The organism is Bacteroidales bacterium (genome assembly GCA_035353855.1).
Lineage (GTDB): Bacteria > Bacteroidota > Bacteroidia > Bacteroidales > CG2-30-32-10 > DAOQAK01.
The window spans coordinates 20,059-40,113 of the sequence record DAOQAK010000010.1 but is presented as its reverse complement, the minus strand read 5'-3'; the positions used below and the strand labels follow the sequence as shown (position 1 = coordinate 40,113).

22 protein-coding genes are annotated in these 20,055 nt (G+C 34.9%); 13 read left to right on the top strand and 9 right to left on the bottom strand.

Annotated elements, in window-relative coordinates; all coding sequences use genetic code 11:
* The first annotated feature begins 14 nt into the window (after window positions 1–14).
* From PKK00_03925 to PKK00_03915, 3 genes are read left to right on the top strand one after another with little or no spacing between them, the layout of a single operon-like run.
* The gene (locus tag PKK00_03925; GenBank protein HNW97546.1) at window positions 15–1,472 is read left to right on the top strand and encodes an ankyrin repeat domain-containing protein; all 1,458 of its coding nucleotides are present in this window, start codon (window positions 15–17) and stop codon (window positions 1,470–1,472) included.
* Window positions 1,473–1,479: 7 nt separating this feature from the next.
* Window positions 1,480–1,899: a hypothetical protein gene (locus PKK00_03920; GenBank protein ID HNW97545.1), complete on the top strand. Its 420-nt coding sequence runs from the start codon at window positions 1,480–1,482 to the stop codon at window positions 1,897–1,899.
* Window positions 1,900–1,904: 5 nt separating this feature from the next.
* The gene (locus tag PKK00_03915) at window positions 1,905–3,203 is read left to right on the top strand and encodes a deoxyribodipyrimidine photo-lyase (GenBank protein ID HNW97544.1); all 1,299 of its coding nucleotides are present in this window, start codon (window positions 1,905–1,907) and stop codon (window positions 3,201–3,203) included.
* Here the strand turns inward: PKK00_03915 and PKK00_03910 are convergent.
* Both PKK00_03910 and PKK00_03905 read right to left on the bottom strand, forming a co-directional pair.
* A complete protein-coding gene (locus PKK00_03910; protein HNW97543.1) occupies window positions 3,200–3,871 on the bottom strand; it encodes a YiiX/YebB-like N1pC/P60 family cysteine hydrolase in 672 nt (223 codons plus the stop codon). The genes PKK00_03915 and PKK00_03910 overlap by 4 nt on opposite strands.
* Before the next feature lie 21 nt (window positions 3,872–3,892).
* Window positions 3,893–4,318, bottom strand: coding sequence for a hypothetical protein (locus PKK00_03905; protein HNW97542.1), 426 nt, complete (start codon window positions 4,316–4,318; stop codon window positions 3,893–3,895).
* Window positions 4,319–4,738: 420 nt separating this feature from the next.
* On the opposite strand from PKK00_03905, the gene PKK00_03900 reads away from it, so the two are divergent.
* A complete protein-coding gene (locus PKK00_03900) occupies window positions 4,739–5,371 on the top strand; it encodes a CoA pyrophosphatase (protein HNW97541.1) in 633 nt (210 codons plus the stop codon).
* Here the strand turns inward: PKK00_03900 and PKK00_03895 are convergent.
* Window positions 5,368–5,781 (bottom strand): OsmC family protein, encoded by a 414-nt coding sequence (locus tag PKK00_03895; protein HNW97540.1) that lies wholly within the window; start codon window positions 5,779–5,781, stop codon window positions 5,368–5,370. The genes PKK00_03900 and PKK00_03895 overlap by 4 nt on opposite strands.
* Window positions 5,782–5,869: 88 nt before the next feature.
* Here PKK00_03895 and def (PKK00_03890) point away from each other — a divergent pair, with 88 nt between their 5' ends.
* Window positions 5,870–6,574 (top strand): peptide deformylase, encoded by a 705-nt coding sequence (def, locus tag PKK00_03890; protein ID HNW97539.1) that lies wholly within the window; start codon window positions 5,870–5,872, stop codon window positions 6,572–6,574.
* A gap of 55 nt (window positions 6,575–6,629) precedes the next feature.
* Here the strand turns inward: def (PKK00_03890) and PKK00_03885 are convergent, their stop codons facing one another.
* From PKK00_03885 to PKK00_03865, 5 genes are all read right to left on the bottom strand, one after another.
* On the bottom strand, window positions 6,630–7,340 hold the full coding sequence (locus PKK00_03885; protein ID HNW97538.1) for an SAM-dependent methyltransferase: 711 nt from the start codon (window positions 7,338–7,340) through the stop codon (window positions 6,630–6,632).
* A 48-nt stretch (window positions 7,341–7,388) separates the two neighbouring features.
* Window positions 7,389–8,828 (bottom strand): chromosomal replication initiator protein DnaA, encoded by a 1,440-nt coding sequence (dnaA, locus tag PKK00_03880; protein ID HNW97537.1) that lies wholly within the window; start codon window positions 8,826–8,828, stop codon window positions 7,389–7,391.
* A 172-nt stretch (window positions 8,829–9,000) separates the two neighbouring features.
* Window positions 9,001–9,939: a metallophosphatase gene (locus tag PKK00_03875; GenBank protein ID HNW97536.1), complete on the bottom strand. Its 939-nt coding sequence runs from the start codon at window positions 9,937–9,939 to the stop codon at window positions 9,001–9,003.
* Window positions 9,929–10,699 carry a 5'-nucleotidase gene (locus PKK00_03870; protein HNW97535.1) on the bottom strand — a complete coding sequence of 257 codons (771 nt, stop codon included), beginning with the start codon at window positions 10,697–10,699 and terminating at the stop codon, window positions 9,929–9,931. The genes PKK00_03875 and PKK00_03870 overlap by 11 nt, the downstream gene beginning before the upstream one ends.
* Window positions 10,700–10,875: 176 nt before the next feature.
* Window positions 10,876–11,697 (bottom strand): 2,3,4,5-tetrahydropyridine-2,6-dicarboxylate N-succinyltransferase, encoded by an 822-nt coding sequence (locus PKK00_03865; protein HNW97534.1) that lies wholly within the window; start codon window positions 11,695–11,697, stop codon window positions 10,876–10,878.
* Window positions 11,698–11,784: 87 nt separating this feature from the next.
* Between PKK00_03865 and ruvX the strand changes: the two genes are divergently transcribed.
* Genes ruvX through PKK00_03845 form a run of 4 tightly spaced genes read left to right on the top strand, consistent with a single transcriptional unit; the run spans window position 11,785 to window position 14,521 of the window.
* Entirely contained in the window at window positions 11,785–12,207 is a 423-nt protein-coding gene (ruvX, locus tag PKK00_03860) for a Holliday junction resolvase RuvX (protein ID HNW97533.1), read from the top strand.
* Between the two features lie 18 nt (window positions 12,208–12,225).
* Complete coding sequence (def, locus tag PKK00_03855; GenBank protein ID HNW97532.1) at window positions 12,226–12,792, top strand: peptide deformylase; 567 nt, start codon at window positions 12,226–12,228, stop codon at window positions 12,790–12,792.
* Window positions 12,793–12,801: 9 nt separating this feature from the next.
* Window positions 12,802–13,335, top strand: a complete 534-nt coding sequence (locus tag PKK00_03850; protein ID HNW97531.1) for a tetratricopeptide repeat protein — start codon at window positions 12,802–12,804, stop codon at window positions 13,333–13,335.
* Window positions 13,336–13,354: 19 nt separating this feature from the next.
* Window positions 13,355–14,521: an RHS repeat-associated core domain-containing protein gene (locus PKK00_03845; GenBank protein HNW97530.1), complete on the top strand. Its 1,167-nt coding sequence runs from the start codon at window positions 13,355–13,357 to the stop codon at window positions 14,519–14,521.
* A 393-nt stretch (window positions 14,522–14,914) separates the two neighbouring features.
* Here PKK00_03845 and PKK00_03840 read toward each other — a convergent pair whose 3' ends face one another.
* Entirely contained in the window at window positions 14,915–15,277 is a 363-nt protein-coding gene (locus PKK00_03840) for a helix-turn-helix transcriptional regulator (GenBank protein HNW97529.1), read from the bottom strand.
* 148 nt (window positions 15,278–15,425) lie between these two features.
* On the opposite strand from PKK00_03840, the gene PKK00_03835 reads away from it, so the two are divergent.
* From PKK00_03835 to PKK00_03820, 4 genes are all read left to right on the top strand, one after another.
* Window positions 15,426–17,189, top strand: a complete 1,764-nt coding sequence (locus PKK00_03835) for a hypothetical protein (GenBank protein HNW97528.1) — start codon at window positions 15,426–15,428, stop codon at window positions 17,187–17,189.
* 1 nt (window position 17,190) lies between these two features.
* On the top strand, window positions 17,191–18,174 hold the full coding sequence (locus tag PKK00_03830) for a tyrosine-type recombinase/integrase (GenBank protein ID HNW97527.1): 984 nt from the start codon (window positions 17,191–17,193) through the stop codon (window positions 18,172–18,174).
* The gene (locus PKK00_03825; GenBank protein ID HNW97526.1) at window positions 18,167–19,057 is read left to right on the top strand and encodes a site-specific integrase; all 891 of its coding nucleotides are present in this window, start codon (window positions 18,167–18,169) and stop codon (window positions 19,055–19,057) included. Before PKK00_03830 ends, PKK00_03825 begins: the two co-directional genes overlap by 8 nt.
* Window positions 19,058–19,123: 66 nt before the next feature.
* Window positions 19,124–19,675: an ORF6N domain-containing protein gene (locus PKK00_03820; GenBank protein ID HNW97525.1), complete on the top strand. Its 552-nt coding sequence runs from the start codon at window positions 19,124–19,126 to the stop codon at window positions 19,673–19,675.
* The last annotated feature ends 380 nt before the right edge of the window (window positions 19,676–20,055 follow it).

Below are 20,055 nucleotides of genomic sequence, written 5' to 3'. Positions count from 1 at the left end.
AAATTTTGAAATAAATGTTTAGAAGGATTTGTAAAATATTTTTTTCTGTTTTGTCTGCAATTATTTGCCAGCAGGGATTTGCCCAGGTTGATACTATCCGTTATACCGATTCGGTTACACATATAACTTATATTTTAAGAGATACAATATCAAAGGTTGAAATAAACGACAACCTGCTAGAAGCTGCAAAAAGTGGCAATGTGGATAATGTTATAAAATATCTTAAAAAAGGCGCAGATGTTAATACCACTGATAAAGATAGTGTTTCTGCATTAATGTTTGCTTCACAAAATGGATTCCTTGATGTTGTTAAAATTCTTGTTAATAATGGTGCAAAAGTAAATGCACGACCAGTAGGAGGGATCACTGCCCTGATTGCTGCTGCACGTTTTGATAATTATGAAGTGCTCGATTTCCTTATTCATAATGGGGCAGATATGAATGCTAAAGATGACGACAGCACAACCGCATTATTCTATGCATCCGTATATGGGTATTTTGTTTCTGCTGATATGTTACTTTTTTATGGCGCTGATTATAATTGCAAAACTATTGATAGTTCCAATGCTCTGATTGCGGCTTCTTTTTATGGACATGCTGATGTTGCTGAATTATTGATAAATAAAGGCGCTGATGTTAATGCCGCAGACCATCGTGGCTGGACACCGCTGCATTGTGCCGTGTATGGCAATCATCTTGATGTAGTGAAATTGCTTGTTGAAAAAAATGCAGCAATTAATTCAATTAACTGTGATGGATATACTCCTTTATCGATAGCATCGGAAAATGGCTATGCCGAAATAGTTGAACTCTTATTGCAACATCAGGCAGATGCAGGAATTCAAACAAACAAAAAAGCAACACCGCTTATTCTTGCTTTATATAATTTCAAATTCGATGTTTCAAAAATGATAAAGAAAAATAATTTATATAAAGAAAAAAGATATTTTTTTAACCGGTTAATTATTTCGCCTGTTGATATCGATTTGAACAATCGCGACTTTATGTATGGTGGCTATTTGGGATTACAGGATATCCGTACCCTGATAAGTTTTAAAGCCGGTTTTAATACCCGGTTGTGGGCAAACAGGATATTACTTCCTATTAGCGATAACACATTTTACCAGGTTTGGGAAAAAAGATGGTTGATGTATTATGAAGAAGAAAAAATGTTCAGATTAAATAGTAATTCATCTTTCCAGAAAGGAATATTTATCAGTCTGAAAGAAATTAGCACTTATGGGAAATACCGTGGTATGAGCAAAAATCCGGTAGATGCTTTTACTTTATCTCCATCGCTTGGCTTTGTTATATATAATAATTGGGCGGGATTCCGGTTTGCATATGAATATTTAAAATTTGATGAAAATGATGTAAAGGTATTTGCACCGCATCGGCTTAATTTAAGTATGTACTTTGTGATACCGCTAAGGAAATATAATAAATCATACAAAAGTTTTGACTGGATATAAATACAATATGAAAACAAAAATTTTATTTATTCTTTTTTTTAGTGTTGTGATTATTTCGTGTAACGATTTTTCATCGGATGTGGATTGCAGTACCTATGATTTTTCTGATTGCAATACTATTGAACCTACAGAAGGAGAGATGTATTTAAAACTTTCAATCAATAATGATAATAAAAGTATTCCTGTTGCTTTTTACCGGGGCAAGCTTGAAGATAATGCATTGTTGTTTTATGATACATTAACCAAAGAATATTTTGATACACTGCTTCCGGTCGGGAATTATTATACAGTAACAGCCGAGTATTTAAAAGACGGGAAAAAAATTATTGCTGTTGATGGTGATAATATTACAAAAAAACGCTCTAATGTTTGCGATTCCATTTGCTGGGAAGTGAAAACAGGAAGCGTGAATTTGCGTTTGAAATAAATGATATGGATACGGTTAATATTCTCTGGTTTCGCCGCGACCTGCGCATTCACGATAATACCGCATTATTTCAGGTGTTAAAGGAAAAAGAAAATGTGTTGCCGATATTTATTTTTGATTCAGATATTTTAAGCGATTTTAAAAATAAATACGATAGACGTATAAATTTTATTTATGCATCCATAAATGAATTGAAAAAAAAATTAGAGAAAAGCGGAAGCTCCTTATTGGTAGAATATGGAAAACCTTTTGATATTTTTAATAAAATTATTTCTCAATATAATGTTACATCAGTATATGCAAATGAAGACTACGAGCCTTATTCAATAAATCGCGATGAAAAAATAAAATCATTACTTGCGAAAAATAAAATTTCGTTTCATTTATTTAAAGACCAGGTTATCTTTTCAAAAAATGATGTGCTAAAAACTGATGGCAAGCCATACACTGTCTTTACGCCATATTCAAAAAAATGGATTGAAGAACTTTATAAAAATGATCTGGTTTTAAATATTAAAATGAATTTTGAAAACTTATTTAAAACGAAACCATTCCCTTTAAATTCAATTGATGAAATCGGGTTTCAACAAAAAAAATATACATTTACTTCCATAAAAAATCTTGAAAATAAAATAATTGATTATCATAAAACACGCGATTATCCTGCACTTGACGGCACTACTCATTTGGGAATTCATTTGCGTTTTGGTACCATTTCAATTAGAGAATTGATAATAACAGCTATGAAATTAAATCCTACATTTTTGAATGAGCTGATATGGCGCGAGTTTTATATGATGATATTATTCCATTATCCTGGTGTTATTAAAAATTCTTTTAAATCAAAATACGATAATATTCATTGGCTTAACAATGAAATGAATTTTGAACGATGGTGCAAAGGAGAAACCGGCTATCCAATTGTTGATGCAGGAATGCGACAATTAAACGAAACAGGTTATATGCATAACCGTTTACGGATGATCACGGCGAGTTTCTTAACAAAACATTTATTGATCGACTGGCGATGGGGTGAAGCATATTTTGCAGAAAAACTTGATGATTATGAACTGGCATCAAATAATGGTGGCTGGCAATGGTCGGCAGGAACAGGTTGTGATGCTGCTCCATATTTCAGGATTTTCAATCCTTATGAACAAACTAAAAAATTTGATAAGAACAACGAGTATATTCGATTGTGGGCGCCGGAATCATTAAAGCCCGGATATATTAAACCTATCGTGGAACATAAATTTGCAAGACAGCGTTGCCTTGAAGAGTATAATAAAGCAGTAAGGAATTAATTTTTTTTAGGCAGACGTGTTCTATGATCAATGATAATTTCAAAATTTGTAGTATCTAAGAAACAATCGAATTTCATGTAATCGTAATGCTCTTTTTTATCTTTTGATTCAAAGATGTCGGTTTTGAATTCGTCTTGAAATACTTTCCATATAAACTCTGAACAAAATAACTCTGTTGAATCTTTCATGTTAAAGGATTCGTCGAAAGGGATTTGTTTCTTTAAATAATATTTTGCCCTTTTACCAATACAGGCAAGAGCTGAATCATTTTTAGCATTTTTAAAACGAACGACAACTACTGAATTTTTTTTACTGTCGTTAATAAAAGGGGAGAGGAACTGAGATTGTACCCCGTCAATATCAGTAAGAGTAGAAGAAACAGAATGAACGATCATCCATTTTCCTTTTTTGTCTTTTGTAAGAATTGCACAGTGCGAAAGACCAATACTGTCGTTCATGGTTTCAACAATCATGTCGCTTACAAAACCGTAACCATGCCTTAATATGATGTCGCCTTCTTTAAGTAAAGAGATTTCTTTTTCGGAAAGGGTATACTTAGAAACTATTTGTTCCTGCTCGCTACGATAATCGTAGAGACGCAGGAACAAATAAATTAAAATTATTATAATGAACAGAACAGAGAAAACAATTATGATATTTTTTTTCAATGTACTGTAAAATAAACAATGTTATTCTTTTGGTGCTTCAGCTTGTGTAGAATCACCTTCAGCTTCCGGTTGTGGTTCGGTCATATCTAAATTTGGAGATTCTTTTTTCATGTTAACCATCCATTTGCCATCTTTTTTAAGAAGGTCAATCTGTTTAGCTTCGCCGTTTTCAGTATAGTCACATTTAGCTTTGTCGCCATCTTCAGTACATTTCATATTCTCGATTTTAACTTCTTTAGCGCCACCGCCTAATTGAGCCATACCACCGTAAAACCTGATAAAAGCATAAGAATCTTCTGTTGCTAAGTTTTTAGCTTCAGTCGTATCACCTTTGTTAAGTGCTGATAAAAACTTTTCAGCTACTTTATCTGGAGTATCTGAACTTTTGCATGCATTGAGAGCAACAACCACTAATGCAACAAGCGCTAATTTCATCAAATTTTTCATAATTTTTTGTTTTTGGTTATTAATTTAAATAAAATTTTTTTTTAAATCTTTGGCAAAATTAATATCTTTTTTTTAAAATCAGCAATGCAATACCAAAAGAATTTTAACATTTATTAACAAAATTGCTTAAGTGCCTGATATATAAAAATAAAGAGAGGATTATTTCTTTTATCGATGTTATATTTAATAGTTAATAAATCGTATCATAAAAATGTATTTTAGATATTAAAATTACAAGCATAAGTTTTAATTTTGTATGTGAACAGATATTAAAAAATTCATTTATACCGATACAGAAATGATTTGTGAAATTTCCTATCCGCGACAAGTCGGGATAAATCGGCATAACACGTTCTAATCAAATTTGCTTTTGCATTCTTGATAAGAACGAGTATATATAATTGCATAAATAAAAATAATTTGGAAAGCCTGATTTTAAAACTTGAAGAAAAACTTAAACAACCCTTGCCCGGCGAAAGTGCTCAGCTTTTAATGGGCTCCGATATCCGAGTTAAAGAATTCATGTTACTTGCTGAAAATTGCAATACCAAGCATAGTGGTGTGTTAATTCTGCTGTATCCTTATGAAAATTCTATTTATTCTGTGCTTATGCAACGCCCGAAATTTAAAAGCAAACATCCCGGACAAATGTCATTACCCGGTGGTAAAAGAGAATCGGAAGATGCAGATATTATTCAAACTGCTTTAAGAGAAACAGAAGAAGAAATAGGTGTTAACAGAGATGATATTCATGTTATGGGAACCCTGACACGATTATATATTCCTCCAAGTAATTTTGTTATTTATCCAACGGTAGGATATGTTTCTAAAAGACCCGATTTTTTCCCTTCTCCCTATGAAGTTGATGAATTAATAGAATATGATATCATGACCTTACTTGACCCGGCGATAAGAAAAGAAAAAAGAATGAAGGTTATGAAGATAATATCATTTAAGGCTCCTTATTTTGATATCAAGGATAAAGTGGTTTGGGGCGCTACCGCAATGATCATTTCCGAGTTCAAAGAAATACTGAAAGCAGTAGTAAATTAAAGCATCCTTATTTCGTATTCTATTTCAGCTCCTTTATTTAATAAAGCGCTAACGCCACAATATTTTTCCTGCGAAAGAATAATGGCTTTTTCTACTTTTTCCAGTTCAACTTTAGCTCCCTTGATTTCGTAAATCAATTTAATCTTGTTGTAATATTTAGGATGTTCTTCGGTGAGGTTGCCTTCAACGATAATGTTGAAATATTCCGGTTCGATGTGCATTTTTTTTAGAATGGAAATTACATCCATTCCCGTGCATCCTGCAAGCGAAGCCAGTGTTAATGGTTTCGGACGCGGTCCTTTATTATGACCTCCGTTTGATTCGTCGGCATCCATTATAAAAATATGTTCGTTTACTTCCGCCTCAAAAGACATATCTTCGAGCCAGCGGCATTCTATACGGTGTGGCATATTATTTTATTATGAAATTATTTTATATATTCGTTGTAATAAAATTTCTATTCATTACAAATTTACAATTTAATTCTTATTATATAAAATGAAGAACCTGTTTTATATTTTGCCGTTTTTACTGATAGGTGTTACAAATTATTATGGTAAGAAGGACATTGCATTTCATGATGTCGAAGTTGTCGATTCGCTTGCTTATACCCAGGCAGAGAAAGATGCCATTTTAAAAGGCGACACTAATGATATAATGAGAATTCTTATCACAAGCATTTACGATGACTCATTGATCCTGCGAAAGCAAAGCCGTGAAGTGCGTGTTGATGCAAGCGATTCGGTATTATATCGCATTGTAAGAAGAATGTATTATACACTTATGGCTTCGGGTGGCGGCGTTGGTATTGCTGCCCCGCAGGTTGGCATTAACAGGGATATTATCTGGTTGCAGCGTCTTGATAAAGTTGGAAAGCCATTTGAATATTATCTGAATCCCAAAATTGTTCTTTACTCTAATAAAGCAGTTTTATTTACAGGCGATGGCTGTCTTTCTATTCCAGGTGTAAATGGTAACAGTCATCGTTATTCGGCTGTTGTTGTTGAATACGATTTACTTGATGGTTCGCATCATGAAGAATTGATTGAAGGGTATGGCGGTTCGAATTTTACTGCAATTATTTTCCAGCACGAGATCGATCATTTGAACGGAATTTTATTTATCGACAGGTTGAATAAAGAACCTAAGGGCAAACTTTCACGTGTAGCGGAAATTAATGCAGTGGAGTTGTTTAAGATGTGAAAATATTTATGTTGCATTATATGGTGTTCGCGCTCGTCTCCTGACGAGTGCTTTTTTAATTCCCAATAATAAAAATCGTAGTCTTCTTATTTATTTCAGGAAGTTTGTTTTTCCACTCGCTGATGGTTTTCGTTTTTATGTATTCCTTGTCAGACGTGATTTCTGTGGCAATGCATAAAAGTGTTTCGGGTGAACATATTTTTAAAATATCGTTCAGCAATTGCATATTGCGGTAAGGCGCTTCAATAAAAATTTGTGCCTGATTTTCGCGGCGCGCTTTTATTTCAAACTCTTTTATTTTTTTTGAACGTGAATGTTTATCAACTGGAAAGTACCCGTTGAATGCGAAATTTTGTCCGTTCATTCCGGAAGCCATCATGGCGAGTAGGATAGAAGAAGGTCCGATTAAAGGTTTTGTTTTTATATCGTAGCTGTGACAGATGGAAACAATAGCTGAGCCCGGGTCGGCAATACACGGACATCCTGCTTCTGAAAGCAATCCCATATTTGTTCCGTCAATCAAGGGTTTTAGCAACTCCAAAAAATCATCGGATGATGTGTGTTCGTTCAGTAAATGAAATTTTATTTGATCGATAGGTTTGTTGTAACCGATGCTTTTCAGAAAACGACGAGCTGTGCGTTCTTCTTCAACAATAAAATGTTCAAGCGAATTGATGATGTGTAAATTTTCCGGTGGCAAGGCTGCATTAGCTGTATTTTCGGCTATTACGGAAGGGATGAGAAATAATGTTCCTTTGCTTGTCATAATTTATTTAATATAAAAAAACCGGTTGATGTCAACCGGCTTAATTTTTTATTGAAGTTTTATTTTCCTTTCCAATTCGTCAACGTAAGCTTTGAATTGCTTGTCGGTGTCAATTAGGTTGTTCACTGTGCGGCAAGCATGCAGAACTGTTGCGTGGTCTTTATTTCCGCAGTGTAAACCAATGGAAGCAAGCGAAGCTTTTGTCATTTTCTTTGAGAAGAACATTGCCAACTGGCGTGCCTGAACAATCTCGCGTTTGCGGGTTTTTGAATTGATGGCATCCATAGGAATGTTGAAGTAATCGCAAATAACTTTCTGAATATAATCGATAGAAATTTCACGAACGGTATTCTTCACAAACTTATCAATCATTTGTTTTGCCAGGTCAAGCGTGATCGCTTTTTTATTCAGCGATGATTGGGCAAGCAATGATATGAGTGCACCTTCAAGTTCACGAATGGTAGTAGTAATGCTGTATGCAAGATATTCAATAACTTCTTTAGGCATTTCTACGCCATCGTTATATAATTTCTTCTCAAGAATTGCAATTCTTGTTTCAAGGTCGGGTGGTTGTAAATCAGCTGAAAGCCCCCATTTGAAGCGGGAAAGCAAACGTTGTTCAGTTCCCGTCATTTCAATTGGTGGTTTATCGGAAGTGATTACAATTTGTTTTCCGTTCTGGTGAAGGTGATTGAAGATGTGGAAAAATACATCCTGAGTTTTTTCTTTACCTGACAGGAATTGAATATCGTCGATAATCAACACATCCATCATCTGGTAAAAATGTACAAAGTCATTCTGGCTGTTGTTTTTTACAGAATCAACAAACTGTTGGTAGAATTGTTCAGTTGAAATATACAGTACGGTTTTTTCAGGGAATAAATTTTTAACCTGTATACCAATGGCATGAGCAAGGTGTGTTTTTCCTAAACCAATAGAACTGTATATAAACAAAGGATTGAATGCGGTTTTGCCGGGATTGCTGGCTACTGCATATCCGGCAGAACGTGCAAGACGATTGCAATCGCCTTCAATAAAATTATCAAAAGAATAACTGTCGACCAGTTGTGATTGAACATTGATTTTCTGTAAGCCCGGAATTATAAAAGGATTTGGAATGGAACTGCTGGTGCCTCTGTTGATATCGAAAGGCATGGATATAGCAGGATTTTTAATAGCCCTTTTGTTGGAGGTAGGAACTTTAATAGTGTAAGGACTGGCGCTGTTGAGCGTGTTTTCCATGATGATGCTGTATTCCAGGCGACCATCATTTCCTAATTCTTTTTTAATTGTGGATTTAAGTATGGTAATGTAATTTTCCTCAAGCCATTCGTAGAAAAACTGGCTGGGGACTTGAATTGTAAGGACATTACCTTCTAACTTTACAGGCTTAATAGGTTCAAACCAAGTTTTAAAAGCCTGGACACCGATGTTATCCTTTATAATCTTTAAACAATTTTCCCAAACTTTTTCGTAACTTTTTTCCATTAACTAAAATTGTTTCTATATTATAACTAAAAACCTATTATCGAATTATATAAGTTTATTCTATATGTTTTCTGTCGTTGCTTTTCTTTGAAAACCTTGTAAATTCAAGTATTTTGTAATTTTTCAAAGAGTTAACAAATATTCCAAAAAAAAAGTTTAAAAAAAAATTTTTTTACCCTTGATTATTAAAAATTTTTATTGTATAAGCTTCGACAAATTTTGTTTTTGCTTGTTTATTAATATAAAAATCAATACGTCCTAATTTAACTCCACCCCATCCAACCTGACAAATATAAACTTCTTTTTTATCGGTATTAAAAAATTTATATGGTTTATCAATAAAAGTATGCGTGTGCCCTCCAATAATCACATCAATATTTTTCGATTGCTTTGCAAGCTCCATATCACAGAACCCGGTATTATCTTCATCGTCGTATCCCAGGTGTGACAAGCATACCACGAGATCGCAATTTTTTTCTTTTTTTAGCAAATGTGCGTAATATGCAGCTTTTTCAAATGGGTTGTTATAAATGGTTTCGGCATAATTTTTTTTGTCAACCAAACCTGCGAGTTCTGTTCCCAATCCAAATACACCTATTTTAATTCCATCTTTTTCAAAGATTTTATATTCTGAAATTTTTCCGGCAAGTAAAGTTTTTGAAAAATCGTAATTTGAATTGATAAATGGAAAAGTTGCATTATGAAGGTTGCTGTCAATACCTTTCAGTCCGTTGTCGAATTCGTGGTTGCCAAGGGTTGCGGCATCGTAACCCATAAGGCTCATAAGTTTTAATTCGAGTTCACCACCATACATATTATAATAAGGTGTGCCCTGAAAAATATCTCCTGCGTCGAAAAGTAAAATGTTTTTTTCTTCGTCCCTGATTTTTTTTATAATCGTTGAACGCCTTGCATAGCCACCCATTCCTGGGAATTTTGTATCGTTCGCGGGAAAAGGTTCAATGTGGCTGTGCGTGTCGTTAGTATGAAGCAACGTGATTTTTGTGTATTCTTTTTTTTCTGATAAAGCAAAAAGCGGATTGCTTGAAACACCAATAAAAGCGCCTCCTGCAATGATGGTCTTAAAAAAATCACGCCGGTTACTTTTCATAATAAATTCGTTTGTCGAGTTTGGAATGTAATTTATTTCCTTTTTTATTTTCTTCTGTAACGTATGAAATTATAGCATCGCGGATTTTTATATCAAGGTCTTCAAGGTTTACGGGTTTACTGAAAAAATACATTTTATCTCCGCCATTCGCAAGGTAATCTGATGTCGCGATTTTATATGACCTTGTATTATCAAATTTTTTTCCGTCGATTAAAACATTAACAGCACTGGTATCCTTAATACCCATTGATAATCCTGAAACTGGTATACCGCCTGCTTTTGCAATATAATTAAATAATTGCAAAGTTTTTTCAGGAGTGAGAGTTACCACAACAACTTTATTGTCGAATGGCATAAGTTCAAAAATTTTGCTGCGGGTTATTGCTCCTTTCGGAAAAGCTGTGCGTAAGCCGCCGCTGTTTAAAATACAGAAGTCGATTTGTTTTCCATCATCGGGTTTGTAATATTCTTTTGCTTTTATAAATATAAGGTCTGAAACAAAATTATTCAACAGACCTTCAGGTTTATCTTTAATCATTGCTTCATCAGTATAAGCAAGTACAGCATTCATTTCGGCAGCCATATTTTCTTTATAAGGCTTTATTATTCTTAAAAAGCTGGTATCATCAGTTTTTGCTGATGCAGAGTCAAGTGTATAAACATTCGTATCGGTCTTTTGAATTGTGCTTACATGCTTGCAGGAAAGCAGCAATATTGCACTAATAACAATAGCTATTAAAAATTTGAATTTATTATACATCGGAAAAAAATGCTGCTTGTTTAATGTTACAATAATAATACTTTGAAAAGTATAATGCAATACTTTTTTTATAATTCTGAAAATTTGTTTTCAGTCTAAATTATACCGATTGTATATATGTAATAGTCCAATAAATTTTACAATTGGTATTAGAAAGGAGAAGTGTTAAAATTTTTTTATACAGCAACATCAAAATCGCGCAGCACATTATTTAATGATGTCTTTAAATCCGTTGATTCCTGTCGCTTTCCAATGATTAATGCGCAATTCACATTGTAGTTACCGGCATTGAATTTCCTGGTGTAAGAACCGGGAATGACAACAGAGCGTGAAGGAACATAACCTTTATATTCTTTAGGTGTGCTTTCTGATACATCAATAATTTTTGTTGATTGTGTAATAACTACATTAGCTCCGAGTACCGCTTCTTTTTCAATACGTGCACCTTCAACAATAATACAGCGCGAACCAATAAAGCAACCGTCTTCTACGATTACGGGCGCAGCCTGTACGGGTTCCAGAACACCGCCAATACCAACGCCTCCGCTAAGGTGAACGTTTTTCCCGATTTGTGCGCATGAACCTACTGTGGCCCAGGTGTCAACCATAGTGCCTGAATCAACATAGGCGCCAATATTGATATACGAAGGCATCATGATAACACCTTTTGCAATATACGAGCCGTGGCGTGCAATGGCATGAGGAACCACGCGGACACCAAGGCGTGCATAATTTCTTTTTAATGGAATCTTATCGTGAAATTCAAATGGACCTACTTCGATAACTTGCATTTCCTGGATGGGGAAATATAATAATACTGCCTTTTTCAGCCATGTATTCACAATCCATCCTTCAGGAGTGAATTCTGCAACTCTTTGTTTGCCGGAATCAAGTTCTAATATAGCTTTATTAATTGCAGCAATGGTTTCTTTCTCTTTGAGCAATTCCCTGTTTTCCCAGGCTTTTTCAATAATTTCTTTAATTTCCATATCATAAATTTTGATTTTGTAAAATTATAAATAAATACCTTAATTTATATAACGTAGGTTTATTTATTATTTATAATTTTGTAAAAAATATTTTTTGTGGGAAGAATACTTGCAATCGATTACGGAACAAAAAGAGTTGGACTGGCAGTGACCGACAATTTGAAAATGATTGCTAATGCCTTAACAACGCTACATTCAAAAGATGTGCTCCCGTATCTGAAAGCATATACTTCACATGAAGATGTTGAATGCTTTGTTGTGGGGGAACCTAAAAATATGGATGGAACATCATCCGAATCGGAGCAGTGTATACAGGCATTTATAAATTTATTGAAGAAAAGTTTTCCTGCAATACCAGTAAACAGGTACGATGAGCGCTTTACCTCGAAAATGGCTATGCAAACATTATATGATGCAGGTTTGAAAAAAAAAGACAGGCAGAAAAAAGAATTGCTCGATAGTGTGAGTGCAACTTTAATCTTACAATCATACCTTGAAAATAGTATTATAAAAAAATAAGGAAAGGAAATATTTGAAATGATTTTACCGATATATTCATATGGACATGCCATTTTAAAAAAGAAAGCAGAAGAAATTGGTGAGAGTTATCCGAATTTAAATGAGCTTATCGAAAATATGTTCGAAACCATGTATGCCGCTCCGGGCGTAGGTTTGGCTGCTCCCCAGGTTGGTTTGCCAATTCGTTTGATTGTAATTGATGCTACTGCTTTTGCTGATGATGACCCGGAACTGGAAGGTGTAAAACTGACTTTGATAAATGCTAAAATTATTGAAGAAGAAGGCGAGGAATGGCTGTTTAATGAAGGCTGCCTGAGTTTTCCTACTTTACGTGAAGACGTATTAAGAAAACCCAAAATAAGAATGCAATACTATGATAAAGATTTTAAATTTCACGACAGATGGTTTGATGGAATACTGGCACGTATTATTCAGCATGAATACGACCACACTGAAGGAAAAGTTTTTGTTGACCGCTTAAGTTCATTGAAAAAACAGCTTATTAAAGGAAAACTCAACGATATCATGACAGGCAATGTTAATGTATCTTATAGAATGAAATTCTCAAAAACAAAGAAAAAATAATTAATTAATATGAAAAAAATAATATCAACTTTAGTAGTAATAGCAGTGTTGCTTGCAGCATGCTCGAACAGCAAACAAAACAAGATTGATAAAATTAAAGAGTTGGAAAAAATTGTAAGCTCTAAAACCGATACGTTCAATATTAAAAAAGCAAATGAGCTTGTTGAAGCTTATGTTGATTTTGCTGATGCATTTCCAAAAGATACCATGGCAGCACCTTGTTATTATAAAGCTGCAAGTATATTAATGAATACCGGTGATCCGAACAAAGCAGTAGAATTGTTTGATAAAATAATAAACAACTATCCCGACTATAAAAAATTACCGGATTGTATGTTCATGAAAGCATTTACCTATGATAACTTTTTGCAGAATAAAAAGAAAGCAGAAGAATGTTATAATGCATTCATAAAAAAATATCCCGATAATGAATTTGCCGATGATGCAAAAAGTTTGTTGGAAATGCTGAATAAAACTCCTGAAGAAATTGCAGCAGAGCTGGACGCAAAGCTAAAAGCGGATACTGTAAAAAAATCGGAATAGTATAAATTATTATATTGTGATGCTTGCCAACTTCCAACAATTTGAGTTAAGTAACCATTTAGGCTCAGTACTAACTACGGTGTCTGACCACAAGATCGCCAATGATAACAACTCCGACGGAATTATTGACTACTATACAGCAGACATTACCAGCGCTGTTGACCTATATCCTTTTGGTTCTGAAATGCCCGGGCGTTCATTTAACCCCACTGCAAGCAAGTACGGTTTTAATGGCAAGTTAAAAGACAATGAAATTACCGGCGTGGATGGCGCAAGTTATGACTTTGGTGCAAGAATTTATGATAGTAGGATTGGGAGATTTTTAAAAACAGATGATAAGAAACATGTATTAGTACATTTAAGTCCATACCATTATGCACTTAATAGTCCTATTAGGGTGATAGATGAAGACGGCGAATTTCCAATTTTAATTAATGGGAATACTTTTGACGGCGATTATCAAAGAGCAAGCCCAAAATATTGGAGTTCAAGTACTTTAAACACAATTGCATCTACAACAGGGTATAAAATGGGGTCATATTTTGATGGTACAAGTGCAAGTAAGAGCCGTTTTTCTAGCGATTTTTTCTTTGTGGATGGCAATAAAGGGTTATGGCCTAATACTAGAAGAAATGCTGGACTAACTCAAGCAAAGGTTGATGCTCAAGCTGTATGGAATAAAATGAAAGAAACTATGAAGGATGGTAAAATCACAGAACAGCTACAAGTAATAACACATAGTCGAGGTTCTGCATATGGAGAGGGTTATATGGAAGGCATGAGAACAGAAATCCTAAAATTAGCAAATAAAGAAGGAATTGGATTTGCTTATAATAATAACAGTATTATTGAATATTCTGTAAATATAGCTCCTCATCAATCAAATTGGATAAATTATCCAAATAGTGGTACTAAAAATATTAATATTAGTCATATAGGAGACCTATTATCTGGCGATGATGCAACTGGTGATGTAATTAATGTGACTTCAATACCAGAAGAAGAAATGGGTCCAATAGAACAACATACAGATGCAAGCTACAATAAAGAATTAAATTTCATACTAAAAATCCTTGAAAGCGGAACAAGTAAAGGATTATTATTCAATGCTATAAAGGAAGGATATAAGAATTACGATACAGAGAGAACTAACGGAGATGAATCAACAGTAACAAAAGGTAATTAGGAGGATATTATGGATGCTGACAATATAATATATTTAATTTCTTTTTTGGCGTTAGCCCTTATTGGAATTTCATACAAATTCAGTAAATTGTTTTTCTTTATTAATTTAATTATATTTTTAATATACAGCTTTTATTTTTATTATGGATTATACTATATAAAAGAGGGTGGGGCAACTATGGGATGGTGGTTCTATAATATTATAATTACAGGGGTGCATCTATTATTTGTATTGGGTTATATTACCATAAGCCTTTTAAGAGGAAAGAGAAAAAGTGAGATAAATAATTAGGTAGTTATGCAACAACTTCGATAATTATAATATAAAAAAACCAAAGAAGGGAAAGTAAAAAAATAGAAAAGAAAAAAGCCCGGCGTATGCAGGGCTTTAATATTATTGTTTTACATTTTCTTTAAAGAAGTCTTTAAATTTTTTCTTGGTAAGCATAGTTTCAATCATGCTAAAAATAACGGCTTTGTCTTTTTCATCCAGTTCCTGAATAAGCTTCATTTGTTCAATAATGGTTTTATCTTTAATAGTAACTTCTTTAGGCATCTTACCTTCAAAATGAATAAGCTGGTCAATGGTCATACCGAACAGCTTTGCAATTTTATCTAAAGCCTCAATAGAAGGTTCACGCTCTCCTTTTTCCACTTTATTGTAGTTGGCTGGGTGCATACCTGCGGCGGCGGCAATCTCTTTTTGCATCAGTCCTTTTTCTTCCCGTATTTTTTTAATGTTTTTACCTACGTGCATCATCAGAAATTTTTAAATGAAAAGCAATACAAATATAGTCAGAAAGTGAATTACGGGCAACATAATAATTTATTTGATAAATTATGATAGTCATATAAACAATTTATTATTATTTTTGCAATAGTCAAAATGGCAAATAATAAATTATATGGAACAATTACTGAACACCCAAAACCCCGAACATATCACATGGAAGTACGAACAACTAAGCTTTGCCATACTTGGCGGCATACGGCTTGAAGGCTTGGACAGGTTAAGAGTAACCATAAAAACAGAGTTCAAAACTATTGCTATCAGGCACAATCTCGATTTATACAACGACGGACAACTAGAAAAACTTGTACGCAAGTACGCCGAACGCTTTGAAATAGGCACTGTGTATCTGAGTAAAGTATTAGGAGAACTTATTAACCGGTTGGAAAATTACAGGATGCAGGAAATAAAAAATAGTCGTAAGTCCGAAGTCGTTAGTAGTAAGATACTGACAGAAGAAGAAAAAGAAGCAGCGATAAGTTTTTTAAAATCTAACGACTTACTACTTGCTACTAACGACCTGATAGGAAAAACAGGGATGATAGGCGAAGAACATAACAGGCTGCTGATGTATTTAATATTTACAAGCCGCAAGCGGGAATATCCTTTGCATGTTGTAAGCCTTGCATCCAGTGGCACAGGAAAAAGTTATTTACAGGAAAAAGTAAGCGAGCTGATACCCGAAGAAGACAGGATAGAAATAACCACGCTAAGCGAAAACGCCCTGTATTACTTCGGTCAGCAGGAACTAAAACACAAACTTATTTTAATAGAAGACCTGGACGGGGCAGAAAGCGTGTTATATCCATTAAGAGAACTAAAGAGCAAAAGAAAAATAACGAAGACCGTAACACTAAAGGACAACAAAGGAAATACAAAGACGGTTCATTTAACTGTTGAAGGACCTGTAAGCGTAGCAGGCTGTACTACTCAGGAAAGTATTTATGAAGATAATGCAAACCGCAGCTTCCTTATCTATCTTGATGAAAGCAAAGAACAAGACGAAAAAATTATGAATTATCAGCGCAAACTCAGCGCAGGTACGGTAAACTTTGAAGAAGAACACAGGATAAAAGAACTGATGAAGAATGTACAAAGAATATTGCAGCCTGTAAGCATCAGAAATCCTTATGCTGAAATGTTACAGATACCACAGGAAGTTTTTAAACCAAGAAGAACCAACAGCCATTATTTGCAATTTATAGAAGCCATCACATTTTACAAGCAATACCAGCGGGAACAAAAAGCAGATGAAGAAACAGGAGAAGTATATATAGAAACCACGCTTGAAGATATACAGGAAGCCAACAGCCTGATGAAAGAAATATTATTACGCAAGAGCGATGAACTGAACGGAGCCTGCCGGAATTATTTTGAGCAACTGAAAATATATTTACAACAACGCAAATTACAACTTATGACTAACGACTTGCTACTTACGACTCCGCCTGTGGCGGACGACAGTGAAGGGTTTACAAGTAAAGAAATATCAAAAGCCTTGCGCATTCCTGTAAGCACGGTAAAGCGGCATCACCTGCATTTATTTACCAATGGATATATAAAACACTATACAGAAAATAAGAAAACAGAAAAAGCAGGTAAAGGCTTGCTGATGGGGAGTACAGGAAAAAGTTACTGTTATGAAATTATAAGCTATGAAGAATACAAACAACTGCAAAGCCGTATCAGCACAGCATTAGACGAAGCATTAAACAAAGTAAGAGCGCAGCAGCTCACCGGCTCAAATGCGGCTCACTGCACAACTGAGCCGATAAAACCCAATAGCAGCAAGGAAAAGAAGCAGCGGCTCAAAAAGCCCACGACCGAAAGCAAGGGGATAGAAAAAACTCATAACTCCGAACTCATAACTCATAACTAAAATGAAGCATCTTGAAATAAAATCCCCCCAATATACATTCTTACTACAGAACTTTAAGCAGTGGCTTGATATTATAGGTTATGCCGAAACCACGGTCAACAGCCTGCCTGATCATGTGCAGGAACTTTTACACTTCTTGGAACAGAAAAACATTACACAGATAACACAATTAAAATCAAGGCATATCAGCGATTTTAGTCTTTATTTAAAAGGAAGAAAAAATCGGATGCACGGAGGCGGGTTAAGTGCAAGCCATATCAATAAAGCGTTACAGGCAGTCAATACATTTGCACGATATTTAAACCAGACAGGGCGGCATGTTATAGATGTTACACCAAAGAGATTAATAAATGAAGCAGATGAAAGAACCATACTAACGCAAACCGAAATAAAACAACTTTACGAATCCACTTACGAACCCCATTCCGCTTTTAACAGCCTTGCAATGGGACAAAGAGACAGGGCGATTATAGCAATGTTCTACGGTTGTGGTTTACGTAAAGATGAAGGCACACGATTAAACATTAGTGATATTGATCTGAACAGGAAATTGGTTTTTGTACGCAAAGGCAAGGGCAACAAACAGCGTTATGTCCCAATAGCCAATAAACATGCGGAAGATATACGTTCATATATTGAAGAAGGGCGCAACTGGTTTTTATTAGAACACAGGGCGGTATTTTATTACAAGTTTGGAAATAAAAAAACAAATACCGATGATGAAGCTTTTTTCTTAAACACGGAAGGCAAGCGGATGAATAGTTTTTACCAGCGTTTTGCATATATGAGAGAAAGAGCGGGAATAGAAAAACACTTTAGCACGCATAACCTGCGCCATTCCATAGCTACACATCTTTTACAAAGTGGTATGCCCATTGAAGAAATAGCAAAGTTCTTAGGGCATGGCTGTTTAGAAAGCACACAGATATATACCCATATCGTGAACAAAATGCAGCAACAAACATCCATCAATGACAATGAATGACTATTTTCTTAATAACTCAATAACAACAATGAACACCAATAGTTTTGAATATTATCTGAAAGACAGCGGTCTTGCGCTTCGCACCATTGAAGAAAATGTAAAAGACATTGAACGCTTTGAACAGTGGGCGATACAGGAGAATTATACAGATATAGCACACCTGAATTACAATGAACTTTTAAAATATGTACAATACTTAAAAAGTAAAAAACTAAGCATACAAACCGTTAATATCAGGGTATGCAGCATACGCAAGTATTATGATCATTTAAAAGAAGAAGGCATTATAGAAATAAATCCTGCACGGCATTTACATATAAAAGGACAGATGCAGCGCATTACAGAGAACCCGTTAACCTACACCGACCTTGAAACCCTTTACAACCAATATGCAGAATACAGCAAAGACAAAAGAAACCGCCTGCGCAGCTTATCCATGTTAGGACTTATTGTATGGCAGGGCTTGCATGGCGGTGAACTTGGAAAAATAGAAGTGCAGCATATCAATCTGAATAACGGAACTGTGTATATACCCGGTACAAGGAGAAGCAACAGCAGGGAATTAAAGTTAGAAGCAAAACAGATCATCGTTCTTAACGATTACCTGAACGCCCTGCCCATAGACCAAACCTGTCTTTTTGTTGCAAGCCGGACAAGCAATATTATTAACTGGTTGCTCGGCGAACTCAGGGGGCTTAATCCCGTTATCAGGAATGTTCAGCATATAAGAGCATCGGTATTTTTGTACTGGCTTAAGATGTATGACAAAAGGCAGGTGCAATATATGGCGGGGCATCGTCTTATCAACAGCATACAGCATTATGAAGTACAGGAGCTGGACAGCCTTACAGACATGTTAAGCAAGCATCATCCGTTTGGTTAAAATTGGGTATCGCAAATTGCGACACCCAATTAATATTTTTATTTTTGTCCCATTAAAAAAATAGATATGAGTAAAACAGAAAACAAAATCATGATACCTGAAGAAATTATTTTATCTAAAATATATCTTATACGAGATAAAAAGGTAATGCTTGACAGGGATCTTGCGGAATTTTACGGGATAGAAACAAGGCGTTTAAAAGAGCAGGTACGCCGTAATATAGAAAGGTTCCCTGAAGATTTTATGATTGAATTTACCAAAGAAGAATTAGAAAACTTCCGTCAGCAGTTTGGTAGTACCAGTAAAGAAATAATGGGATTGCGTATTGCCCCGTTTGCATTTACGGAACATGGAATATTAATGCTTGCCAGTGTATTGAATACGGAAAGAGCCATACAGATAAATATACACTTAGTTCGTGTCTTTAATAAAATGCGGGAAGTACTGTTAACACATAAGGAGTTATTTTTAGAAATGGATAAAATCAAAAGTAAGTTCATCGATTATGACAATAAATTTATTTTAATTTTTGAATACTTAAAACAGTTTGAAGAATCCAAGCAGCAGCAATTAGACCATGCAAACAGGAAAAGAATTGGTTTTAAGAAACACGAATAAAATAAAAAGCCAACGCCAGATTTTGCTCCCGGGCTTCCAAGCCCTTCACCGCATCCGCCATATAAGCTGGTCGTAAAATACCCCGACCCGGATAAAACACCCGCAGCCACCGCAAATCCGTCTCACAACGCTTTTATTTTTTGTCATGCTTTTTGTATATCCGTTGCGCCCCGCAACAAAAAGCATGAGCCTGTACTGAGCCTGTCGAAGTACCAAAAAATAAAAGCCCCAAGCTATTTTACATAATGCGGCGCTATAAAACTTCCATGCTGAACAGCTTTTATTATTATGCATGTAAGTCTCATAGCAGCATTATGTACTACGGGCTGTCGCCAAATAGCCGCACACCTGCGCACACCGACCTAAGCCGTCAGCACTTT

Bases quoted from the DNA above. Each gene is read 5' to 3' on its own strand.
- PKK00_03840 (HNW97529.1), bottom strand. From the start codon at position 15,277: ATGCACGTAGGTAAAAACATTAAAAAAATACGGGAAGAAAAAGGACTG.
- PKK00_03820 (HNW97525.1), top strand. From the start codon at position 19,124: ATGAGTAAAACAGAAAACAAAATCATGATACCTGAAGAAATTATTTTA.
- PKK00_03875 (HNW97536.1), bottom strand. From the start codon at position 9,939: ATGAAAAGTAACCGGCGTGATTTTTTTAAGACCATCATTGCAGGAGGC.
- dnaA (HNW97537.1), bottom strand. From the start codon at position 8,828: ATGGAAAAAAGTTACGAAAAAGTTTGGGAAAATTGTTTAAAGATTATA.
- PKK00_03885 (HNW97538.1), bottom strand. From the start codon at position 7,340: ATGACAAGCAAAGGAACATTATTTCTCATCCCTTCCGTAATAGCCGAA.
- PKK00_03835 (HNW97528.1), top strand. From the start codon at position 15,426: ATGGAACAATTACTGAACACCCAAAACCCCGAACATATCACATGGAAG.
- def (HNW97539.1), top strand. From the start codon at position 5,870: ATGAAGAACCTGTTTTATATTTTGCCGTTTTTACTGATAGGTGTTACA.
- PKK00_03920 (HNW97545.1), top strand. From the start codon at position 1,480: ATGAAAACAAAAATTTTATTTATTCTTTTTTTTAGTGTTGTGATTATT.
- PKK00_03850 (HNW97531.1), top strand. From the start codon at position 12,802: ATGAAAAAAATAATATCAACTTTAGTAGTAATAGCAGTGTTGCTTGCA.
- PKK00_03845 (HNW97530.1), top strand. From the start codon at position 13,355: ATGCTTGCCAACTTCCAACAATTTGAGTTAAGTAACCATTTAGGCTCA.
- PKK00_03905 (HNW97542.1), bottom strand. From the start codon at position 4,318: ATGAAAAATTTGATGAAATTAGCGCTTGTTGCATTAGTGGTTGTTGCT.
- PKK00_03915 (HNW97544.1), top strand. From the start codon at position 1,905: ATGGATACGGTTAATATTCTCTGGTTTCGCCGCGACCTGCGCATTCAC.
- PKK00_03870 (HNW97535.1), bottom strand. From the start codon at position 10,699: ATGTATAATAAATTCAAATTTTTAATAGCTATTGTTATTAGTGCAATA.
- PKK00_03825 (HNW97526.1), top strand. From the start codon at position 18,167: ATGAATGACTATTTTCTTAATAACTCAATAACAACAATGAACACCAAT.
- PKK00_03895 (HNW97540.1), bottom strand. From the start codon at position 5,781: ATGCCACACCGTATAGAATGCCGCTGGCTCGAAGATATGTCTTTTGAG.
- def (HNW97532.1), top strand. From the start codon at position 12,226: ATGATTTTACCGATATATTCATATGGACATGCCATTTTAAAAAAGAAA.
- PKK00_03830 (HNW97527.1), top strand. From the start codon at position 17,191: ATGAAGCATCTTGAAATAAAATCCCCCCAATATACATTCTTACTACAG.
- PKK00_03925 (HNW97546.1), top strand. From the start codon at position 15: ATGTTTAGAAGGATTTGTAAAATATTTTTTTCTGTTTTGTCTGCAATT.